At 68.3% G+C, this 19,169-nt stretch carries 20 protein-coding genes; 10 read left to right on the top strand and 10 right to left on the bottom strand.

The window, feature by feature from the left end; translation table 11 throughout:
• Positions 1 to 83 precede the first annotated feature (83 nt).
• On the top strand, positions 84 to 2,180 hold the full coding sequence (locus tag NC4_RS06785; RefSeq protein WP_067533945.1) for a phosphocholine-specific phospholipase C: 2,097 nt from the start codon (positions 84 to 86) through the stop codon (positions 2,178 to 2,180).
• A 71-nt stretch (positions 2,181 to 2,251) separates the two neighbouring features.
• The gene (locus tag NC4_RS06790) at positions 2,252 to 3,115 is read left to right on the top strand and encodes a sterol desaturase family protein (RefSeq protein WP_174566836.1); all 864 of its coding nucleotides are present in this window, start codon (positions 2,252 to 2,254) and stop codon (positions 3,113 to 3,115) included.
• On the opposite strand, the gene NC4_RS06795 is transcribed toward NC4_RS06790, so the two are convergent.
• The 7 genes from NC4_RS06795 to NC4_RS06820 all read right to left on the bottom strand — a co-directional run bounded on the left by NC4_RS06795 (position 3,093) and on the right by NC4_RS06820 (position 8,686).
• On the bottom strand, positions 3,093 to 4,253 hold the full coding sequence (locus tag NC4_RS06795) for an RNA polymerase sigma factor (RefSeq protein WP_067533949.1): 1,161 nt from the start codon (positions 4,251 to 4,253) through the stop codon (positions 3,093 to 3,095). The genes NC4_RS06790 and NC4_RS06795 overlap by 23 nt on opposite strands.
• Positions 4,253 to 4,660 (bottom strand): YciI family protein, encoded by a 408-nt coding sequence (locus NC4_RS06800; RefSeq protein ID WP_067533952.1) that lies wholly within the window; start codon positions 4,658 to 4,660, stop codon positions 4,253 to 4,255. The genes NC4_RS06795 and NC4_RS06800 overlap by 1 nt, the downstream gene beginning before the upstream one ends.
• Before the next feature lie 101 nt (positions 4,661 to 4,761).
• The gene (locus NC4_RS06805; RefSeq protein ID WP_067533955.1) at positions 4,762 to 5,598 is read right to left on the bottom strand and encodes a hypothetical protein; all 837 of its coding nucleotides are present in this window, start codon (positions 5,596 to 5,598) and stop codon (positions 4,762 to 4,764) included.
• Entirely contained in the window at positions 5,598 to 6,710 is a 1,113-nt protein-coding gene (locus tag NC4_RS06810; protein ID WP_218020929.1) for an AAA family ATPase, read from the bottom strand. Before NC4_RS06810 ends, NC4_RS06805 begins: the two co-directional genes overlap by 1 nt.
• The gene (locus NC4_RS41470; RefSeq protein ID WP_218020931.1) at positions 6,686 to 7,168 is read right to left on the bottom strand and encodes a hypothetical protein; all 483 of its coding nucleotides are present in this window, start codon (positions 7,166 to 7,168) and stop codon (positions 6,686 to 6,688) included. The genes NC4_RS06810 and NC4_RS41470 overlap by 25 nt, the downstream gene beginning before the upstream one ends.
• A 103-nt stretch (positions 7,169 to 7,271) precedes the next feature.
• Positions 7,272 to 7,709, bottom strand: coding sequence for a hypothetical protein (locus NC4_RS06815; RefSeq protein WP_067533958.1), 438 nt, complete (start codon positions 7,707 to 7,709; stop codon positions 7,272 to 7,274).
• A 104-nt stretch (positions 7,710 to 7,813) separates the two neighbouring features.
• Entirely contained in the window at positions 7,814 to 8,686 is an 873-nt protein-coding gene (locus tag NC4_RS06820; RefSeq protein WP_067533961.1) for an RNA polymerase sigma-70 factor, read from the bottom strand.
• A 134-nt stretch (positions 8,687 to 8,820) separates the two neighbouring features.
• On the opposite strand from NC4_RS06820, the gene NC4_RS06825 reads away from it, so the two are divergent.
• Together NC4_RS06825 and NC4_RS06830 are read left to right on the top strand one after the other, a co-directional pair.
• A complete protein-coding gene (locus NC4_RS06825; RefSeq protein WP_067533964.1) occupies positions 8,821 to 9,306 on the top strand; it encodes a carboxymuconolactone decarboxylase family protein in 486 nt (161 codons plus the stop codon).
• Between the two features lie 202 nt (positions 9,307 to 9,508).
• Positions 9,509 to 10,531, top strand: a complete 1,023-nt coding sequence (locus tag NC4_RS06830; protein WP_067533967.1) for an alpha/beta hydrolase — start codon at positions 9,509 to 9,511, stop codon at positions 10,529 to 10,531.
• 62 nt (positions 10,532 to 10,593) lie between these two features.
• On the opposite strand, the gene NC4_RS06835 is transcribed toward NC4_RS06830, so the two are convergent.
• The 3 genes from NC4_RS06835 to NC4_RS06845 all read right to left on the bottom strand — a co-directional run bounded on the left by NC4_RS06835 (position 10,594) and on the right by NC4_RS06845 (position 12,453).
• Positions 10,594 to 10,971 carry a VOC family protein gene (locus tag NC4_RS06835; protein ID WP_067533971.1) on the bottom strand — a complete coding sequence of 126 codons (378 nt, stop codon included), beginning with the start codon at positions 10,969 to 10,971 and terminating at the stop codon, positions 10,594 to 10,596.
• A gap of 85 nt (positions 10,972 to 11,056) precedes the next feature.
• Entirely contained in the window at positions 11,057 to 11,758 is a 702-nt protein-coding gene (locus NC4_RS06840; protein ID WP_067533975.1) for a helix-turn-helix transcriptional regulator, read from the bottom strand.
• 32 nt (positions 11,759 to 11,790) lie between these two features.
• Positions 11,791 to 12,453, bottom strand: coding sequence for a GntR family transcriptional regulator (locus NC4_RS06845; RefSeq protein WP_245721532.1), 663 nt, complete (start codon positions 12,451 to 12,453; stop codon positions 11,791 to 11,793).
• Positions 12,454 to 12,639: 186 nt separating this feature from the next.
• Between NC4_RS06845 and NC4_RS06850 the strand changes: the two genes are divergently transcribed.
• From NC4_RS06850 to NC4_RS06875, 6 genes are all read left to right on the top strand, one after another.
• Complete coding sequence (locus NC4_RS06850) at positions 12,640 to 13,551, top strand: dihydrodipicolinate synthase family protein (protein ID WP_067533982.1); 912 nt, start codon at positions 12,640 to 12,642, stop codon at positions 13,549 to 13,551.
• A 61-nt stretch (positions 13,552 to 13,612) separates the two neighbouring features.
• On the top strand, positions 13,613 to 15,088 hold the full coding sequence (locus tag NC4_RS06855) for an aldehyde dehydrogenase (NADP(+)) (protein ID WP_067535844.1): 1,476 nt from the start codon (positions 13,613 to 13,615) through the stop codon (positions 15,086 to 15,088).
• Between the two features lie 35 nt (positions 15,089 to 15,123).
• Positions 15,124 to 16,332, top strand: coding sequence for an NAD(P)/FAD-dependent oxidoreductase (locus NC4_RS06860; RefSeq protein WP_245721533.1), 1,209 nt, complete (start codon positions 15,124 to 15,126; stop codon positions 16,330 to 16,332).
• On the top strand, positions 16,329 to 16,643 hold the full coding sequence (locus tag NC4_RS06865) for a (2Fe-2S)-binding protein (RefSeq protein ID WP_067533985.1): 315 nt from the start codon (positions 16,329 to 16,331) through the stop codon (positions 16,641 to 16,643). The genes NC4_RS06860 and NC4_RS06865 overlap by 4 nt, the downstream gene beginning before the upstream one ends.
• Positions 16,640 to 18,076, top strand: a complete 1,437-nt coding sequence (locus NC4_RS06870) for an FAD-dependent oxidoreductase (protein WP_067533988.1) — start codon at positions 16,640 to 16,642, stop codon at positions 18,074 to 18,076. Before NC4_RS06865 ends, NC4_RS06870 begins: the two co-directional genes overlap by 4 nt.
• Positions 18,076 to 19,077, top strand: coding sequence for a proline racemase family protein (locus NC4_RS06875; RefSeq protein ID WP_067533991.1), 1,002 nt, complete (start codon positions 18,076 to 18,078; stop codon positions 19,075 to 19,077). The genes NC4_RS06870 and NC4_RS06875 overlap by 1 nt, the downstream gene beginning before the upstream one ends.
• Positions 19,078 to 19,169: the final 92 nt, after the last annotated feature.

Genomic DNA, 19,169 nt, shown 5'->3' on the forward strand with positions numbered 1-19,169 from the left:
CGCACGTATCGTCGGATATTCCTTATATGCGGTTATGACAGCAGGTGTTATCCCCAGGCACTCGGTCTTGATCTACTGGGTGCATGGCCAGGTTCTCGCGTCGCCAAGTGCTCGGGACAGCCGCCGCCGTTTCCGCGGGTGCGGCGGCGGTGACTCTACTGCCGCTCGCACTGCATCGGGCCATGCGGGAGCCGATGCGACCGGGCGGGCTGGAAGCCGTGGAGCACGTGATCCTGCTCATGCAGGAGAACCGTTCCTTCGACCACTATTACGGAACTTTGCGCGGCGTGCGGGGTTTTGGCGACGAGTCGCCGCTGCGCCTGCGTGGCGGCGGCTCGGTCTTCGGGCAACCGGTGTCCGAATCGGGCGGTGCGACCGTGCTGCCGTTCTCGGTGCGCGAGGCGGCGGCGCGCGCGGGGCGGCCGGATGGGGATATCCAGTATCTGGACAGCCTCGACAACGAGTGGCGGGGCAGCACCGCCGCGTGGGCGCAGGGCTGGTGGGACGGATGGATACCGGCCAAGACGGCGGCGACCATGGCCTACTACGAGCGCCGGGACCTGCCGTTCCAGTACGAGCTGGCCGACACCTTCACCGTCTGCGATGCCTACCACTGCTCGATGCACGGCGGCACCAATCCGAATCGGAACTACTTCTTCACCGGCACAACCGGATTCGAGCCGGGCGGCGACCGGCGGGCGATCGACAACGCCGCCTACGACGGCAGGCATCCGGGCTACGACTGGACCACGTATCCGGAAAGGCTGGAGGCCGCCGGTATTTCGTGGCGGATCTATCAGGAGTGGGACAACTTCACCGACAACCCGGTCGAATATTTCGCACCGTTCAAACGGATCGGCGCGAAACTGCTGGCCGAGGTGGACGGGAGATATCCGACGACGGAGAAGCTCTACGAGGCGCTGCCGGGCACATGGGCGTGGAAGCGGCGGCGGCTGCTCGGGCAGCTGGAGGCGGCGCGGCAGCGGCTGAGCCCCGCGGAGCGCAGTCTGTTCGATCGGGCCATGTATCGCAGCGAGCCGGATACCCTGCTGCGCCGCGTGGCCGCCGATATCGCGGCCGGGACGCTGCCGCGGGTGAGCTGGCTGGTGCCCCCGGCGAAGTACAGCGAGCACCCCTCCGAGTCCACTCCGGCGGGCAGCGCGGACTTCATCTACCAGCTGCTCGATCTCGTCGCCTCCGATCTCGAACTCTGTTCCAAGACAGCGATATTCATCAATTTCGACGAGCACGACGGGTACTTCGACCATGTGCCGTCCCCGGCGCCGCCGCGGCCGGTCGGCGGCGCGGGGGACGACTGGTACGACGGCAAGGCGATCGGTCTCGGCCCCCGGGTGCCGATGATCGTGGTGTCGCCGTGGACCATTGGCGGTTTCGTCGACTCCGAGGTCTTCGACCACACCTCGGTGCTGCGCTTCCTGGAGGAGTGGACCGGTGTCCGCGAACCGAATATCAGCGACTGGCGCCGGACCGTCTGCGGCGACCTGACCTCCGCATTCGACTTCACCGCCGCAGGTGCGCCGCCGATACTGTCCCGGCCCGAACCGGTTCCGCGGCAGGTCCGCCGCTGGCATCCGAATCCGCCCGCCGATCAAGAACTTCCGATTCAGGAACAGGGCCACCGACCCGCCCGACCGCTGCCGTACCAACCGGCGGTCTCCAGTGCGCTCTCCGGTTCGACCCTCACCATCGGGCTGTCCAATACCGGAAAGTCCGCCGCGCATTTCACGATCTATCCGTTCGCCGGTGAGGCGGAATTCCCCGAACATCGCTATGTCCTGGGCGCCATGGACGTGCGTTTCCCCGTCACCGGGCGCTACGACCTGGTCGTGCAGGGCCCGAACGGTTTCTGGCACGAACTGCGGGGCGCCAGCGCCGGTCCCGCGGCCGCCGTCGAAATAGCCTCCGAGGCAACATACTCCGACCCCGACCTGACCGTTTCCCTGATCAATCACGGCAAGGTCACCGTGACCATGACCGTGATCCCGCGCCGCTATTCCGGCACGCACCGCACCGTGGTGCTCACACCCGGCACTGAACGCCGCCTCGAATGGCCGACCGAACAAGGCCGATACGACATCGAGATCACCACACCCGACGATCCGGACTTCCGCCGCCGCCTCACCGGGCGCGTCGAGAACGAGCGGAATCAGCAGGGGTAGCCCTCCGGGATGTTCCACCGCAGCCGATTTGTTCAAGCGCGGGGGTGCCGCACGGCGCGAGGCTGACAGACATGATCACCTTCATCCGACCGGCTGTCAGGTACGGCTACGCACCCCTGATGTTGCTCGGCGCCAACGGTATCGGCATCACCTTGGTCGCCTCCGGTGCGCACAAGCTGTGGCTGCTCGTCGTGCTCGCCGGTGCGATCGCGCTCTCGTTCGCCGCCGAGCGCGTCCTGCCCTACGAATCGGACTGGAACGATTCGCACGGGGATTCGGGGCGCGATGTCGCGCACGCCTTCGTCAACGAGACGCTCATCCTGATGAGCGTCGCGATCATCCCCGTGCTGGCGGCCGTGCTTCCCGGCGACGGGATCTGGCCCACGACAATTCCTTTCGTCGCTCAGGTGTTGATCGCCATCGTGCTCGCGGATATCGGTGTCACGCTCACCCACTACGCCAGCCACAAGATCGGCGTGCTGTGGCGCTTCCACGCGGTGCACCACAGCGTCAAACGCTTCTACGGCTTCAACGGCCTGATGAAGCACCCGCTGCACCAGACCATCGAAATGGCGGCCGGAGTGACGCCGTTGCTGCTGCTCGGCATGCCCATCTCGGTGGCCTCGGCCATGTCGCTGGCGGTGGCGGTGCAGTTGCTGATGCAGCATTCCAATGCCGACTACCGGGTCGGCCCACTGAAATATGTGCTGGCGCTCAATGAAGGTCATCGTTTCCACCACCTCAAGTGGGCGGGCATTGGTGACGTCAACTTCGGATTGTTCACCCTGCTCTGGGATCACCTGCTGCGCACCTACAGCTACGATCCGGCCCGCCGGTTCAGCAGCGACGATCTCGGCATGGCCGCGCACCCGGATTATCCGGTCCGCTATCTCGCCCAGCTCGCCGAACCGTTCACCGCGAAAGTCGCTGATTGAGGGTGGCCGCCCGCAGCGTCAGGTGATTGCGCTCGGCGAGATTGTGCGCCTGCGCGGCGGCTTCGGCGTAGAGCCGGGCCGCCGTGGCGAGATCACCGGCCCGCTCGTGCAGGTAGGCCGAGGAGGCCGTGTACCGGGGCAGCGCCGAATCGAGTTCGCCGAGTGCGGCGAGTCCGGCCCGCGGTCCGTCCGCCTCGCCGACGGCGACCGCACGATTGAGCCGCACCACCGGGCTGTCGGTGAGCCGCACCAGCTCGTCGTACCACTCGACGATCTGCACCCAGTCGGTCTCCTCGGCGGCCTGCGCATCGCAGTGCAGGGCGGCGATCGCGGCCTGCGCCTGATACTCCCCGAGCCGATCCCGGGCCAGCGCGGCCTGCAGCACCGCCACGCCCTCGGCGATCAGATCGCGCCGCCACAGGCTCCGGTCCTGTTCGGCCAGCGGTACGAGACTGCCGTCGGCGCGGGTGCGGGCCGGGCGTCTGGCGTGGTGCAGCAGGAACAGCGCGAGCAGACCCGCGACCTCCACATTGTCGGTGGTCGCGGCCAGCTGCCGGACCAGCCGGATCGCCTCCGCGGCGAGATCGATATCGCCGCTGTAGCCCTCGTTGAACACCAGGTACAGCGTGCGCAGCACGGTGCGCAGTTCCCCGGGGCGATCCAGCCGGACCTCGCTCACCGTGCGTTTGGCTCGTGAGATCCGCTGGGCCATGGTCGTTTCGGGCATGAGGTAGGCCTGTGCGATCTGCCGGGTGGTGAGGCCGCCGACGGCCCGCAGCGTCAGGGCGACGGCCGATGCGGGGGACAGGCTCGGATGCGCGCACAGGAAGTAGAGCCGCAGCGTCTCGTCCTCGGCGGCGGCCGGTCCGGGCGGCGGTTCGTCGGAGACCCGCAGTTCGCGATTGCGCCGCGCGGTATCGGATCGGGTGAGATCGATGAAACACCGCCAGGCCGTGGTGATCAGCCAGCCCTTGGGATCGTCGGGCCGCCGCGTCGCCCAGGTCTCGACGGCCCGGATGAGCGCCTCCTGCACCGCGTCCTCGGCGGTCGCGAAGTCCGCGCCGCGGCGGACGAGCGCCGCCAGCACACCGGGGATCAGATCCCGCAGCCGCGCCTCGTCCACCGCGTCGCCGGTCATCAGTCCAGAACGTTCGGCGCGTGGGTCAGAAACGGCCGCACCTCGAGCCATTCGTGGATGGGTGTGCCGCCCGCCCCGGGGGCCGCGGACAGTTCCCCGGCCAGCTCGACGGCGCGCTCGTAGGAGTCGACATCGATGATCATCCAGCCCGCGATCAGATCCTTGGTTTCCGCGAACGGACCGTCGGTCACCGGCGGCTTGCCCGCGCCGTCGGAGCGGACCCAGGCCCCCTCCGGCGCCAGGGCCTGACCGTCGACGAACTCGCCGCTCTGCTCCAGCTTGGCCGCGAAGTCCTCCATGTACTGCACGTGCGCCTTGATCTCGGCGGGCGTCCACTGATCCATCGGCACGTCGTTGACCGATGCCGGAGCGCCTCGGTAGTGCTTGAGCAGCAGGTACTTGGCCATGACATTCTCCCTTCGGTGCGACCCTAGTTGGTCGCTCACCCCTGGGACGGAGCTATGACGGCGTTCTCGACATCCCCCGCCGAAGTTTTTCGGCTGTGTGCTCAGGTACTCCGGAATCCGCCGTCGCAGTACCAGTCGGAGGACAGCAGGGCGTGGAACAGCGCCGCCTGCCAGGTGTTCCGATGGACGCGGCGGCGGCCGTCGCGATAGTCGGCCAGGACTTCGCGGACGCCGTTCGCGCCGTCGCGACAGTGGGCCCCGGCGCTCACGTAGGCGAGGGCGCGGATTTCGGATCCGGCTTGGGTGGTGTAGAGGTTCGCCAGGCCCAGGGAGGTGAAGTGGTAGCGGACGCGGGCGGCCAGGGTCGGTGTCAAGTGCGGTGGCGGTGCGACGCCGAATATGGCTGCGGTGGGGGAGGATTCGATGATCTCGGCGACCAGCCAGATGTCATCGTCGATATCGTCGAAATAGGGGTGGAGGTAGACCTGGCCCGGATTCCCCGGAATGGCTTCGCTTTTGGTGTGATTGCAGTCCGAACAGCACGGCACCAGGTTGGTGGGCGCCACCGATAGGAGGGGAAAGTGCTTCTTCGGCAGGGCGTGATCCAGGCTGGCCACGGTGCGGTGGCCGCACAGCGGGCAGATCTGGTCGGGCGCGGATTGCCGGATCTCGGTGTAGACCGCCCGGCCGGGTGATCTGCCTCGGACCATGCGGTTGGTGTAGGTGTTCTGGAGTTCCCGGTCGGTGACGTGCGCGGAGGTGAACTCCGCCGGGCGCAGCGTGTGCAATTGGCCCGCGGTGGCGGCGGTTTCGTAGCGTTTGGCGGCCGCGGCGACCTCCTGGGCCGCGCGCAGCAGGCGGGTGCTGTCCCGGCTGCGGCCGACACAGCGGCGGAATACCGCCTCGGCCTCGTGCGGCGGCGGGGGCACGTGCCACATCAGGCGAGCCCGCGATCCCGCGTCGCCACCAGCCCGCGCAGGATGCTGCGGGCCTCACCGCCCAGATGGCCGCGGAAATTCGCCAGTATGTCCTCGTAGCTGCCGCCGGTCGCCACCGCGTCCAGCAGGAGTTGATGGAATCCGCATTTGGTGACCTCCAGCCCGAATACGTCCTGGGTCAGGACGCTGACATTCTCGCCGAAGGTTTCGACGCGGGGGCGGACGAAGGCGGTGGCGCCGCCCGCCTTGTGCAGAATCCACGCGCATTCGTGCGGAACCTCTTGCAGCACAACGGGAGAGTGCGTGGCCACCAGCGCCACGCCATTGCGGTCGACGAGCAGGTCCGACAGCGCGCGCACGAACGCGCTCAGCAGCGGCGGATGCAGATGCGCCTCCGGTTCGTCGATCAGCACCAGGGAGCGTTCGTCGACCTGCTCGACCAGGCGCGTCATGGTCAGCAGCACGATCTTGTGGCCGGAACTGAGCGAGCGGAACATGTCGCGGGCGCGGCTGCGCTGCTTCTCCTCGTCCGCGCTGTCCTCGTCATCGGCCAGTCCGGCGACCTCGTAGTCGGCGAAGACCGGATCGGCCTCCAGCTGGCTCAGGGCGCGCCGCCAGCGCGGCAACCGTTCCCCCCGTAGGCAATTCAGCACGCTGGAACTGAATTCCCGGCTCAGCATGAGCGGGGATTTGGTGGACACCCGCGATTTCGGGCCCGCCGGTTCGGAGCGCTCCGGTGTGGCCTTCAGGCCGATATAGACATAGTTCTCGCCGCGTCGCGGCGTCACCGGATCCACGGAATCGAAGGCGCTGAACGATACCGAGACCACCTTCGAGAATCCGGTCGTATCGTTCACGTCCTCGCTGGTGAACTCGAACGCGCCCAGACCGTCGCCGGGGGAGCGCTGGCCCACCAGCGCACGGGTCATGCGGTCGAGCAGTCTGGTCTTGCCGACCCCGTTGCGGCCGATGAGCACCTGAATATTGGTGGGCGGCTTGGAATCCGGCACCACCAGGAAGCCGATGCCGCCCTCCCGCGCGTTCGAGTCGGCGTCCGCGCCGGGGAAGAAGGTGAACCGATAGCGGGTCAGGCGCGCGCCGCCGTGCGCCATCCGGCGGAACTGTCCCTCGACGGTCGCCGCATGAGCGATTTCTGCGTCACGCGCTCGTCCAGCGCGGGGGCCAGCAGTTCCTCGTTGTAGGCGAGATCGTTCAGGGCGGCCAGGACGGTCTCGCGCAGCAGGCGCCCGCGCCGGTTCAGCGCATCGTAGTAGTCCGCGTCCTGACCGAGCGAGAAGAACCGGCCGTGGTCGAGCTCGCGAAATCGATTGGGCAACTCCGGACTTCGCGCGGCGTCGGCATCGGGCGCGACATCGCGCCCCGCCCCCTCGCCCATGCCGAACCGGGCGATCTTGACCGAGCCGATGGGATGCTCCACCCCGGCGCCGTCGACGTACACCAGCGAGAAGGTGGTCTCGAACCGGAACCAATCGTCCCAATCGTTCGGGCGCAGATAGCAGGTCCGGGGCCGTCGATCGCCCGAATCGTCCGGTCCGACAACGAAGTCCATGCCGTCACCCGCTCACCCGCCGCGCGCGCCTCCGATCGGCCGTGCGCTCCACCCGGTGGAAATCGTACCGAGCCGCAGCCGGATGCGAGGGCGTCCGCGGAGGTCAGGTGACGATATAGACCCCTCTGGCCCCGGTGCTGGCAATGACCGTCGAGCCCTGTTTGAGATCGGCCGTCAGGGTGCCGCCGGAACTGTTGGGCAGCACCCGGCCGGGGGCGACGAGGTTGCCGGACCACTGGTGGGCGGTGCCGTCGCAGTCGACCATGACCGGTCCGTCGAGTTGGACGGCGATCGGGCCGCCGATACCGCCCTCGAACATCTGCTCCAGCGAGCCGTTGACGATAGCGACCCCGGCGACGCCGCCGCCGGAGCAGGTGGCGGTGCCGCTCACGCCCAGGGTGGTGACCCGGTAGGGCATGATGCGGTCCAGGGTGATTGTCGCGGAGGTCTGGGCGCCCGCGGGCGCCGCGAGAAATGTCGCGCAGGCCGCCGCCGTGAGGGCGAACAGCGGGAGTTCGACGGGAATTCGAATGGTGACCATAACGTGCCTCGAGCCTGTATATAGATCGCTCACGATGTGATTCCCACATCATTCCAGTACCGTCGCGATACGGCGTGAATGTTGCTGAATGGTTGCCTCTTGTTTCAGCGGTGCAGGCTGGTCTCGTGCTCGAGCTGGGACAGCTTCTCCGGATTGCGCGCCGCGTACAGGCCGGTGATCAGGCCGTCGTCGATGCGCAGCGCCACCACCGTGTCGATCTCGCCGTCGATTCGGACCAGCAGCGCCGGGCAGCCGTTGATCTGTACCGACTGCAAGGTGGCCGCGCTGATCCTGGCCAGCACGCGGGCCACCAGGTCCGCACCGACGAGCGGTTCCAGGGCGGCCTGCTTGATACCGCCGCCATCGGTCAGCAGCACCACCTCCGGGGCGAGGATGTCGAGCAGGCCCTGGATGTCGCCGGTATTGATCGCCCGCTGGAAGGCTTCGAGGGCATCGCGGGTCTCGGTCGGCGACACCACGCCGCGCGGGCGGCGGGCGGCGACATGCCCGCACGCCCGGTGCGCGATCTGGCGGACCGCGGCCGGGCTCTTGTCGACCGCCGCGGCGATCTCGTCGTAGTCCAGATCGAAGACCTCGCGCAGCACGAATACCGCCCGCTCGGTCGGGGCGAGCGTCTCCAGCACCAAAAGCATTGCCATCGAGACGCTTTCGGCCAGCTCGATATCCTCGGCCACATCGGGCGCGGTGAGCAGGGGCTCGGGCAGCCAGGGCCCGACATAGGACTCCTTGCGGCGGCCCAGGGACCGCAATCGGGCGAGGGCCTGGCGAGTGGTGATCCGGACCAGATAGGCGCGTTGGTCCTGCACCATGGCGAGATCCACGCCCACCCACCGCAGCCACGTCTCCTGGAACACGTCCTCGGCGTCGGCGGCGGAGCCGAGCATTTCGTAGGCGACGGTGAAGAGCAGTCGGCGGTGGGCGACGAACGCCTCGGTGGCTGAATCCGGCATGTCCATGAAGATGCCGCGCGCCGCGATTCTGTGACAGCCGAATCCTGTGGCGCACGTCACTTCGGCTGCGCTGTCACAGGATTCGGGCCACCGGCATCTCTTGGTCGTTCAACCCGAACGCACCGAGTGAGGACGAAGTCATGACACAGCGTTTCAACCTGTTCGACACCGAGACCGGCGCCAAGTTCGCCAAGCGATTCGGCAATGCCAGCCTGGCCATCATGCAGTCGTCGCTGCCGAAGGTCACCCAGGACCTGCTGATGCTGCGCGTCAGCCAGATCAATGGCTGCGGCTACTGCACCGATGCGCACAGCAAGGACCTCGCGCACGCCGGGGAGCCAGCGGTGCGCATCAATCTGGTGGCCGCCTGGCGCGAATCCACCGTGTTCACCGAGGCCGAGCGGGCCGCGCTGGCGCTCGCGGAGGAAGGCACCCGGATCGCCGACGGCCACGGCGGTGTGTCCGATGACACGTGGGCGGCGGTCGGCAAACACTACGACGACGACCAGATCGCCGCGCTGGTGGGCCTGATCGCCCAGATCAATGCCGCGAACCGGCTGGGTGTGATCGTGCGCCAGCAGGGCGGCTCCTACCAGCCCGGAACCTTCGAGAGTTCCGCGAGCTGAGCGGCGCGGGAATCGCGGCCCGGCCCGGCATCTTCCGATCCGGACCGGGCCCTTTCCGCGCGGGCCCCCGGAACCCTGGACTGGCATTACGAGCGCCGATGCACGACGCTGTCGAGTAACGGTTTCGTCGCGACGGAAGATCATCCGTGTCGGGGAGGGTTTCCCGCGGGCCGTCCGAACACAGCATGTAAGGGATTGATTGATGCATTGTCGACTACCGAGACGATCGCTCGCCGCGCTGCGGACCGGCGCCGTGGCGCTCACCGTCGCGTTGTCCGTGGCGGTGGTCGGAGGTACCACCTCGGCGGCGCCTGCCAAGGCGTCGTCTGTCACCTCGGTCAAGAAGGACGGCCGGACCTGGCATCTGAAGGTGTACTCGGCGGCAATGGATCAGGAGATCACCGTCGACGTGCAGCGTCCGGTGGACGAGTCCAAGCCCGCGCCGAACCTGTGGATGCTCAGCGGCCTGGACGGCGGTGAGGGTACCGCGAGCTGGCAGGCCCAGACCGACGCGCTGCAGTTCCTGTCCGAGAAGCAGGTCAATGTGGTGCTGCCCATCGGTGGCCGCGGCACCTACTACGCCGACTGGCAGCAGCCCGATCCCAAGCTCGGCGTGAACAAGTGGAAGACCTTCTTCACCGAGGAACTGCCGCCGCTGCTGGAAGACACCCTGAACTCCACCGGCCTCAGCTCGCTGGTCGGCCTGTCCACCTCCGGCACCTCGGTGCTGCAGCTGGCCGAGGCCAAGCCGGGCCTGTGGAAGAGCGTCGCCGCCTACAGCGGCTGCGCGCAGATCGCCGATCCGGCCGGTAAGCAGTTCGTCAAGTTCGCCACCGAGCTCTGGGCGGGCGGCGATACCAAGAACATGTACGGCCCGGACGACAGCCCGGCGTGGGCGGAGAACGATCCGGTCATCAATGCCGAGAAGCTGCGCGGCACCCAGCTCTACATCTCCAGCGGCAGCGGCATTCCGGTCATGAACGACGTGCAGTACTACCTGAGCAATGCCCCGGGCATCACCGGCGCGATCAACCTCACCCTAGGTGTGGTGATCGAGGCCGCCGTCAACGGCTGCACCGCCAACCTCAAGAACAAGCTGGACTCGCTGGGCATCCCGGCGACCTACCAGTTCAACCCGGTCGGCACCCACTACTGGCCGTACTGGGAAGAGGCCCTGCACAAGTCGTGGCCCATGCTGGCCGCGAGCATGGAGATCGCGCCCTAGCGTCGCACCTCTCGTCCGGCCCGGGGAGCCCATCGGCTCCCCGGGCCGGACTCGTTCAGCGACTACTTCGGCGCCGGGGTGAAGACGCCGAAGCGGTTGCCGGAGGTGTCCAGGATGTGCGCGAACACCAAACCGTCCGGGGAGGTGAACGGCGGCGTCAGGATCTTGCCGCCGTGCTGCTCCGCCGCGGCCACCGTGGCGGCGACATCCTGGACCAGCACGAAGAAGACGGCGTGATTGGCGGTGACGTCGGGCGTGTGCGCGATGCCGCCGTAGGGGATCTCGCTGCCCGGATAGGTGACCAGATCGTACTGTCCGCCGCCGTTCGGATCCGAGGCGAAGTTCCACCCGAACAGCGCGCCGTAGAAGTTCTTGACGCGGTCGGGTTCATTGCTGCCGACCTGGAACCAGGCGACGGTGTTGAAGGCGGGTGCGGTCATGATTCGTCTCCCGAGGAGTCGTGGTGGTTGTGCTTGCGCCACAACGATCTCCGGGCTCGGCGACAACCCGATGTCGGTGTTTCCGTCAGAGCGTGATCATTCGCACCCGGTGCAGGGGCGCGTCCAGATCGCAGGATTCGAGTGAGCGTTCCGCCGCCGTGGAGTCGGTCAATGTCATATTGCTCATCCGATCGAGCCGGAAGCACCGCGCCTCGTCCCGCAGGCGGCACCAGGCCACGAGATACCAGCCGGACGAGCCGAGCAGCAGCGCGATGGGCTCCACCTCGCGGTCGCTGTGCGCGCCGAATCGGTCGAGGTAGCCGATGCGCAGCGCCCGCCGCGCCAGAACTGCCTGTTCGACGACCGGCGGAATCGGTTCCGGCACAGGCGCATCCGGGACATCCAGCAATCGCACCCGGGCGACCAGCTCGCGCGCGGCCGCGGAGTTCTGCTGCGACATGGCCGCCAGAATCTTGTGCAGCGCGCTGTACCCGGCATGGGCGAAGGGGCCGTCGGCGCCGCGCGCCACCGCCACGGCCAGCGCGACCGCCTCGGCCGCGGTGAAATTCAGCGGCGGCAGCGACATGGTCTTCTCCAGGGCGTAGCCGCCGCGCCGCCCGACATCGGCGTAGATCGGCACCCCCGACTGCTGTAGCGCGCTGATATCCCGCTCGATGGTCCGGATGCTGACCCCGTGCCGGGCGGCCAATTCCCTGGCGGTGCGCATGCGCGGCGCGACGGCCCGCAACTGTTCGACGATCGCGTAGAGCCGATCCGTGCGGTTCACGCCCCGACCGTAGCGATGACCACCGACAGCTTTCAGTCCTCGGGCTTGGCCCAGCGGCCGCGGGCCTGCTTGATGTGGTCGCGGAGGAAGGTCTGGACGGCATCCTGATCGCGGGATTCGATCAGGTCGACAATGGTGAAGTGCTCGCGCGCCACGTCGACGAGCTGGCCCTTCTGGGCCAGGGCGGCCAGGCCGAACAGGCGGGTGTGATCGCGCAGGTCGGAGACCAGGGCATTGAGGCGGGGGTTGTCGGCGTAGCCGAGCAGGGTCAGATGGAAGACCTGATCGGCGGCGGTGTACTCGACCAGATCGCTCCGTTCGGCGCCGTCCACGATCGCGGCGGCGAGCTCGCGCAGGCGGGGGAGATCCGCGGCCGGAATCAGCGGCGTGACATCGCGAACGGTGGGCGGCTCGAGCAGCAGCCGAATGTGCGTGATGTCGTCGAGATCCTTCTCGGCCACCTCGGTGACGCGAAATCCCTTGTTGGGCAAGATGGAAATGAGATTCTCACGCGCCAGGTCCTGCATGGCCTCGCGTACCGGCGTGGCGGAGACGCCGAAGCGCGCGCCGAGGGTGGGCGCGGAATACACCACGCCGGGTTCCATTTCACCAGCGATGATGGCCGCCCGGAGCGCTCGGGAAACCTTGTCGCGGAGGCTGATTTTCTCCATCTGGGTGAACTGGTCGAGACTCACGTGATCGTTCCCCTGCTCATGATCAGCTGATTCCGATCGGATGTGGGCAGTCTATGCCATGTCACGTGGCATAGGTCTTGCGTGACCTGGGCCACAACAGCGAGGTTCAGTGCAATGTCACACGGCACTGCGGTGGCAGTGGCGGCCGGGCGCTCTTCCCGGACTCGCGATTCGATGGAGGCCCTCATGTCCGAAACGACCACGTCATCGGCGTACAAACCCTGGCACGGGGTAGTGGTCGCGACGACCCTGCCGTTCACCGCGGACCTGGAGGTCGACTACGACGCCTACGCCGAACACGTGGCGTGGCTGGCGGCCAATGGGTGCCACGGCGTGAGCCCGAACGGGTCGCTCGGCGAGTATCAGACCCTCGACGACGAGGAGCGGGCCATGGTGGTGACCACCGCCATCGAGGCCGCGCCCGAGGGCTTCACGGTCATGCCGGGGATCGCGGCCTACGGCGCGCTCCAGGCGCGGCGGTGGGCCGAGCAGGCGGCCGAGGCCGGGGCGCAGGCGGTGATGTTGCTGCCGCCCAATACCTATCGCGGCGGGCGGGATTCGATTCTGGATCACTACCGCACCGTGGCGCGGGTGGGGCTGCCGATCGTGGCCTACAACAACCCGATCGACACCCGCATCGATCTGACGCCCGACATCCTGGCCGAACTGCACGGCGAGGGGCTCATCGTGGGCGTCAAGGAATTCACCGGCGATGTGCGCCGGTTCTACGAGATCAAGGAGCTGGCACCGGATCTCGATGTGCTCGTCGGGTCCGACGATGTGGTGCTCGAGCTGGGGATCGCCGGTGCGGTCGGCTGGGTCGCGGGCTACCCCAATGCGATTCCACAGGCGACGGTGGAGCTCTACAACGCGTCGGTGAATCGCGATCTGGACAAGGCGCTGCCGCTCTACCGCGATCTGCACAAGCTGCTGCGCTGGGACTCCAAGACCGAATTCGTGCACGCCATCAAGCTGTCCATGGATCTGGCCGGACGCCCCGGCGGGCCGTGCCGTCCGCCGCGCGTGCCGCTGGCGCCGGAACTGGCCGCCAAGATCGCCGCCGATACCCGCGAGGTGCTCGCGAAGGGCTACCGGTAGTCGCACGGCCGGAATGCCGAAAGTCGCACGCGCAATGGTGAATACGGGAAGTGAGTTCGCGATGAGCATCGACGAGTCGACCCTGGCGGGCGAATCCGTCGCCGATTCGACAATGGCCGAGGTCGACAATGCTGTCGAGGCCGCGGCCAGGGCCGCCGGGCCGTGGGCCGCCATGGAACTGGCCGAACGCGCCCGGGTGCTGGACGGAATCGCGGACCGGCTCGACGCCGCGGCCGAGGAGCTGATCCCGCTGGCAGTGCGGGAGACGCACCTGCCGCAGCCGCGCCTGACCGGTGAACTGAAGCGCACCAGCTTCCAGCTGCGGCTGTTCGCGGACCTGGTGCGCGATGGCGGATTCCTCGAGGTCCGCATCGACGAGGCGGACGCGGACTGGCCGATGGGCGCGCCGCGACCGGACCTGCGCCGCATGAACATTCCCCTAGGACCGGTGCTCAACTTCACGGCCAGCAATTTCCCGTTCGCCTTCTCCGTCGCGGGCGGCGATACCGCATCCGCCTTGGCGACCGGGTGCCCGGTCGTCGTCAAGGCCAATCCCGGGCATCCGGCGCTGTCCCGCGCGGTCGGCAGCCTGGTCGCCGAGGCGATCGCCGAATGCGGCGCTCCCCGAGGCGCATTCGGCATGATCTTCGGCCGCGAGGCCGGGGTGCGGGCGCTACTGCATCACGCGACCGCCGCGGTCGCCTTCACCGGATCCACGGCGGGTGGCCGGGCACTGTACGACCTGGCCTGCGGGCGGCCGGTGCCGATCCCGTTCTATGGCGAGCTGGGTTCGATCAACCCGGTATTCGTGACCGCCGAGGCGGCGCGTTCCCGGGCCGCCGAGATCGCCGCCGGACTACTGACGGCCGTGAGTTCCATTGCGGGGCAACTGTGTACGAAGCCGGGCCTGGTAGCGGTGCCTGAGGGGGCTCCGGCGCTGGCCGAGCTGATCGGCGCGGACCCGGCTCCGGCGGGCGCCATGCTCAATGACCAGATCGCGGCCGGTTTCGCGAAGGCCGTCGAGCAGGTGAGCGCGCATCCGGATGTCCGGGTGCTGGCCGGAGGCGATATCGGTGCAGCCTTGCTGCTGACCACCACTGCCCGCGCGGTGCTGGCCGATCGCGATCGCCTGATGCACGAGATATTCGGTCCCGCAACACTCCTGGTGACCTACCGGGATACCGCCGAAATGCTCGAACTGGCCGGGGCGCTGCACGGCGAACTGACCGTCTCGGTCTTCGGCGAGCAGGCCGACGACACCGCCCGCGCCCTGTTCGCCGCCGCGGCCCGCGTGGCCGGGCGGGTGCTCTGGAACTCCTGGCCCACCGGGCTCTCGGTGACCTACGCCCAGCAGCACGGCGGCCCGTATCCGGCGACGACCGCACCGGCGACGACCTCGGTGGGCGCGGCCGCCATGACCCGATTCCTGCGGCCCGTGGTCTACCAGTCGATTCCGGACGACCTGCTGCCGCCGGAGCTGCGTGCGGCGAATCCGCTCGGAGTGCCGCGCTCGGTGAACGGGGCACGCGCACAATGACTCTCAGCGACAGCGCGCGGACAGGCGACCCGGCTGTGCCGAGCCTGGACGGGCTCTCCGTTCTGATCATCGGCGGCGGGATGATCGGTTGTGCGCTCGCCGACCGGCTCACCCTCGCCGGGGCTGGGGTGCGGGTCTGTGAGGCGGGTGGGCTCGCATCCGGGACCACCGCGCACGGCGAGGGCAATGTACTCGTCTCGGACAAAGGGCCGGGGCCGGAACTGGAGCTCGCGCAGCTGTCGCGTCGATTGCGGCCGGAGACTCTCGAGCGCATTGCCTGGCTCCTGCCCGAGGATGTCGCGGCTGTCGAGTGGGAACCCAAGGGCGGCATCGTCGTTGCCACGACCGCGGCGGGAGCCGCCGCGCTCGAGGAGTTCGCGCGCGGTCAGCGAGCTGTCGGTGTGCGGTGCGAGCAGCTCGACGCGGATCGGCTGGCAGCGGCCGAACCGGCGTTGACGCGGGAGGTGACCGCGAGCGTCTACTACCCCGACGACGCTCAGGTGCAACCCGTCGGCGCGGCGGCGGCCCTGATCGGGTCCGCCGCCGCGGCCGGAGCGGTGATCGAAACCCGGTGCGCCGTCACCGGACCCATCCTGCAGGGCGGCCGCCTCGTCGGCGTGCGAACCACGACGGGCGCGCGCTACGCCGATGTGGTGATCAATGCGGCGGGGCCGTGGTCGGGCCGGGTCGCCGAACTGCTCGGCGCACCGATCGCGGTCAAACCGCGCCGGGGTGATGTGCTGATCACCGCCCCCATGCCGCCCACCGTCCTCCACAAGGTCTACGACGCGGATTACGTCGGCGCGGTCGGCAGTTCGGATGCGGCGCTGCAATCCTCGGCGGTGGTCGAATCCACCCGCGGCGGCCCGCTGCTGATCGGCTTGTCCCGCCGCCAGTGCGGTTTCGACGACCGCCTGCGCCCGGACAGCCTGGCCGCCATCGCCCGCAAGGCGCTGCGCCTCTACCCGGTGCTCGCCGATGTGTCGATCATGCGGGCCTACGGCGGTTTCCGCCCCTATGTCGACGACCACCTCCCGGTGATCGGCCCCGACCCGAGACTGCCCGGTCTCTGGCATGCGACCGGCCACGAGGGCGCGGGCATCGGCCTCTCGGTCGGCACCGCGCACCTGCTGACCGCTGCCCTGGCGAGCCGCCCCGCCGAAGTCGATATCGCGGCCTTCGCCGTCGACCGCCCCGCGGTCATCGCCCCATCCGAATCGACGGAGAACTACCTATCACTATGAGTCCCAACATGATTCCGGCCGACCACGATCCAGTCGACCGCGCGGATAGGCCGTTGACGATCTCCATCGACGGCGTCGAACTACACGGCGTCCACGGCCAAACACTCGCCGCGGTACTCCTCGCCGCCGACCGTTCACACTGGCGCACCGCCCCGAACGCCAGCCCTCGCGGCGTGTTCTGCGGCATCGGCATCTGCTTCGACTGCGTCGCCACCGTCAACGGCATCCCCGACATCCGCCTCTGCCGCCGCCCCGCCCGCAACGGCGACACGATCACCACCCAACACCGCGCGTCCGAGGGGGCGCGATGAGCAGGCATGTGGTGGTGATCGGCGGCGGTCCGGCGGGCACGGCCGCAGCGGAATCCGCGCTGCGATATGGCGCGACCGTGACTCTCGTCGATTCCAATGAAGCGCTGGGCGGGCAGTACAACCGGCGAATTCCGGCGGCCTTCGGCGTACGGCGGCCACTCGCCATTGGACATGGTTATCGTGCGGCCGAGGAACGGGCGCGGTACCTGGCGGCCCACCCGCGCTGTGAATACCTACCCTCGGCGGCCGTCTATCAGATCGAGCGGCATGCCGAAGGCGGCTGTCCCGCAGTGCGATTGCTGCAAGGCGTCGAGGGCGACCAACGGACGCACCGGGTGGTCCAGGGTGATGCGCTGATCATCGCGACGGGCGCATACGACCGGGTGTGTCCATTCCCCGGGTGGGACCTGCCGGGCGTCTATACCGCCGGGGCCGCACAGACTCTCGCGAAGACCCAACGCGTTCTGGTCGGGCAGTCCGTTCTGCTGTCGGGCACCGGACCGTTCCTGCTCCCCGTCGCCCAATCGCTGGCCGAGGGCGGGGCGAATGTCCGCGCCGTCCTGGAAGCGAACCCGGGTCGCCGCATAGTCCGGCACTGGGCTGCCCGGCCCTGGGAATTGCGCCACAGCCTCGGCAAAGCCGCCGAACTCGCCGAGTACATCGGTTCCGGTGTGCGACACCGCATTCCGCTGCGCACCTCCACCGCCATCGTCGCGGTGGCGGGCGACGGCCGAGTGGAGGAAGCCACCGTGGCCCGTCTCGACCCGGACTGGACGCCCATCCCCGGCAGCCACAGCACGGTGCCGGTGGATGCGGTCGTGGTCTCACACGGCTTCACCCCCCAACACGAACTCGCGGTCGCCGCCGGGGCACAGCTGACACCGGACGGATTCGTCCGTACCGACGCCTCGCAGCGCAGCACCGCTGAATCGGTCTGGGCCGCAGGAGAAATCACCGGCATCGGCGGATCACAGACGGCCTCGGTCGAAGGAATCGTTGCCGGGATCGCCGCCGCCGGTGCTGATCCACACGCGGACCGGACGTTGCGGGCGCGATACCGAACGGCCGAGCAGTTCGTCGCCCGCCTGACCGCCGCGCATCCGATCCGGCCCGGTGTGCTGACCTGGTCGCGATCCGACACCGTGATATGCCGCTGTGAGGGCACCACCCGGGGCGAACTCACCGCAGCCTGGGATCGCACGGCGGGCGGCGCCTACCGCGCCAGGAAGCTCACCACCCGCGCCGGACTCGGCCCCTGCCAGGGCCGGATCTGCGCCGCGAACATCCGCGCCCTGCGAGCTCACGGCTGCCCGGACGGTTCCGGGGCGGGGGTGCTGCCGGGGCTGGCCGCCGCCACTCCCGCCTGGCGGCCGATCGCCGCACCTGTTCGTCTTCGTGAACTCGCCGATCTCGATACCGAAGGACAGCACTGATGCGTAGCAGCATGATCATTTCCGCTATCGACACCCATATCGAGGGGATGCCCACGCGGGTGGTGACGGGTGGGGTCGGCACGATTCCCGGGGACACCATGGCGCAGCGGCGTCTCCATTTCATCGAGCATCTCGATGGGCTGCGCAAGTTGCTCGTCAACGAGCCGCGCGGGCACGCGTCCATGAGTGGGGCGATTCTGCAACCGGCTACGACCGCGGATGGGCACTACGGGGTGCTGTTCATCGAGGTCAGTAGGCTGTTGCCGATGTGCGGGCACGGGACCATCGGTGTGGCTACCGCATTGGTGGAGGCGGGCATGGTGCCGGTGACCGAGCCGGTGACCGAGATTCGGCTGGACACCCCCGCCGGGCGGGTGGTGGCGTTGGTGAATGTCATTGGCGGGCACGCGGATTCGGTGAGTCTGCGGAATGTGCCCGCTTACTGCGACAGCCTCGACAACGAGGTCGAGGTGCCCGGGCTGGGCGGGGTGCGCTACGACATGGCCTACGGCGGAAACTTCTACGCCATTGTGGATCTCGCCAAGCTCGGGCTGCCGTTCGATCGTGCGGAGCAGGATCGGATCCTGGATGCCGGATTGCGAATCATGCGGACCATCAACGAGGTTCGGCGGCCGGTGCATCTCGAGGACACGGGGATCTCCGGGTGCAAGCATGTGCTGTTCCTGGATCCGGCGTCGGAGCCCGCGCATACCCGCAATGCCATGGCCATTCATCCGGGCTGGTTCGATCGATCGCCCTGTGGGACCGGCACTTCCGCGCTGCTTGCCCGCCAGCACGCGCGCGGGCTGCTCTCCGGTGACGAGGTGCTGCGCAACGACTCGTTCATCGACACCACCTTCTACGCGCGGGCGGTCGAGACGACCGCGGTCGGCGGGCGGCCCGCGATCGTGCCCGAGATCACCGGTCGCGCCTGGGTGACCGCCACGGCCAACTATCTGCTCGACCCGTCGGACCCGTTCCCCGAGGGCTTCGTCTTCTGATCCGCGCGATGACGCGTATTCCCCCGTCCGCCACAACTGTTTCACTGATCACCACCTGAAAGGCCACGACAATGTCTGTCGTAACCCGCCGC

The organism is Nocardia crassostreae, from assembly GCF_001613405.1.
In the GTDB taxonomy this organism is placed as follows: Bacteria; Actinomycetota; Actinomycetes; order Mycobacteriales; family Mycobacteriaceae; genus Nocardia; species Nocardia crassostreae.

Coding starts and splice junctions, on each gene's coding strand:
- NC4_RS06820 (WP_067533961.1), bottom strand. CDS start 8,686: ATGGACATGCCGGATTCAGCCACCGAGGCGTTCGTCGCCCACCGCCGA.
- NC4_RS06855 (WP_067535844.1), top strand. CDS start 13,613: ATGAGCATCGACGAGTCGACCCTGGCGGGCGAATCCGTCGCCGATTCG.
- NC4_RS06875 (WP_067533991.1), top strand. CDS start 18,076: ATGCGTAGCAGCATGATCATTTCCGCTATCGACACCCATATCGAGGGG.
- NC4_RS41470 (WP_218020931.1), bottom strand. CDS start 7,168: ATGGACTTCGTTGTCGGACCGGACGATTCGGGCGATCGACGGCCCCGG.
- NC4_RS06835 (WP_067533971.1), bottom strand. CDS start 10,971: ATGACCGCACCCGCCTTCAACACCGTCGCCTGGTTCCAGGTCGGCAGC.
- NC4_RS06830 (WP_067533967.1), top strand. CDS start 9,509: ATGCATTGTCGACTACCGAGACGATCGCTCGCCGCGCTGCGGACCGGC.
- NC4_RS06870 (WP_067533988.1), top strand. CDS start 16,640: ATGAGCAGGCATGTGGTGGTGATCGGCGGCGGTCCGGCGGGCACGGCC.
- NC4_RS06850 (WP_067533982.1), top strand. CDS start 12,640: ATGTCCGAAACGACCACGTCATCGGCGTACAAACCCTGGCACGGGGTA.
- NC4_RS06815 (WP_067533958.1), bottom strand. CDS start 7,709: ATGGTCACCATTCGAATTCCCGTCGAACTCCCGCTGTTCGCCCTCACG.
- NC4_RS06795 (WP_067533949.1), bottom strand. CDS start 4,253: ATGACCGGCGACGCGGTGGACGAGGCGCGGCTGCGGGATCTGATCCCC.
- NC4_RS06825 (WP_067533964.1), top strand. CDS start 8,821: ATGACACAGCGTTTCAACCTGTTCGACACCGAGACCGGCGCCAAGTTC.
- NC4_RS06865 (WP_067533985.1), top strand. CDS start 16,329: ATGAGTCCCAACATGATTCCGGCCGACCACGATCCAGTCGACCGCGCG.
- NC4_RS06805 (WP_067533955.1), bottom strand. CDS start 5,598: ATGTGGCACGTGCCCCCGCCGCCGCACGAGGCCGAGGCGGTATTCCGC.
- NC4_RS06790 (WP_174566836.1), top strand. CDS start 2,252: ATGATCACCTTCATCCGACCGGCTGTCAGGTACGGCTACGCACCCCTG.
- NC4_RS06785 (WP_067533945.1), top strand. CDS start 84: ATGGCCAGGTTCTCGCGTCGCCAAGTGCTCGGGACAGCCGCCGCCGTT.
- NC4_RS06800 (WP_067533952.1), bottom strand. CDS start 4,660: ATGGCCAAGTACCTGCTGCTCAAGCACTACCGAGGCGCTCCGGCATCG.
- NC4_RS06810 (WP_218020929.1), bottom strand. CDS start 6,710: ATGGCGCACGGCGGCGCGCGCCTGACCCGCTATCGGTTCACCTTCTTC.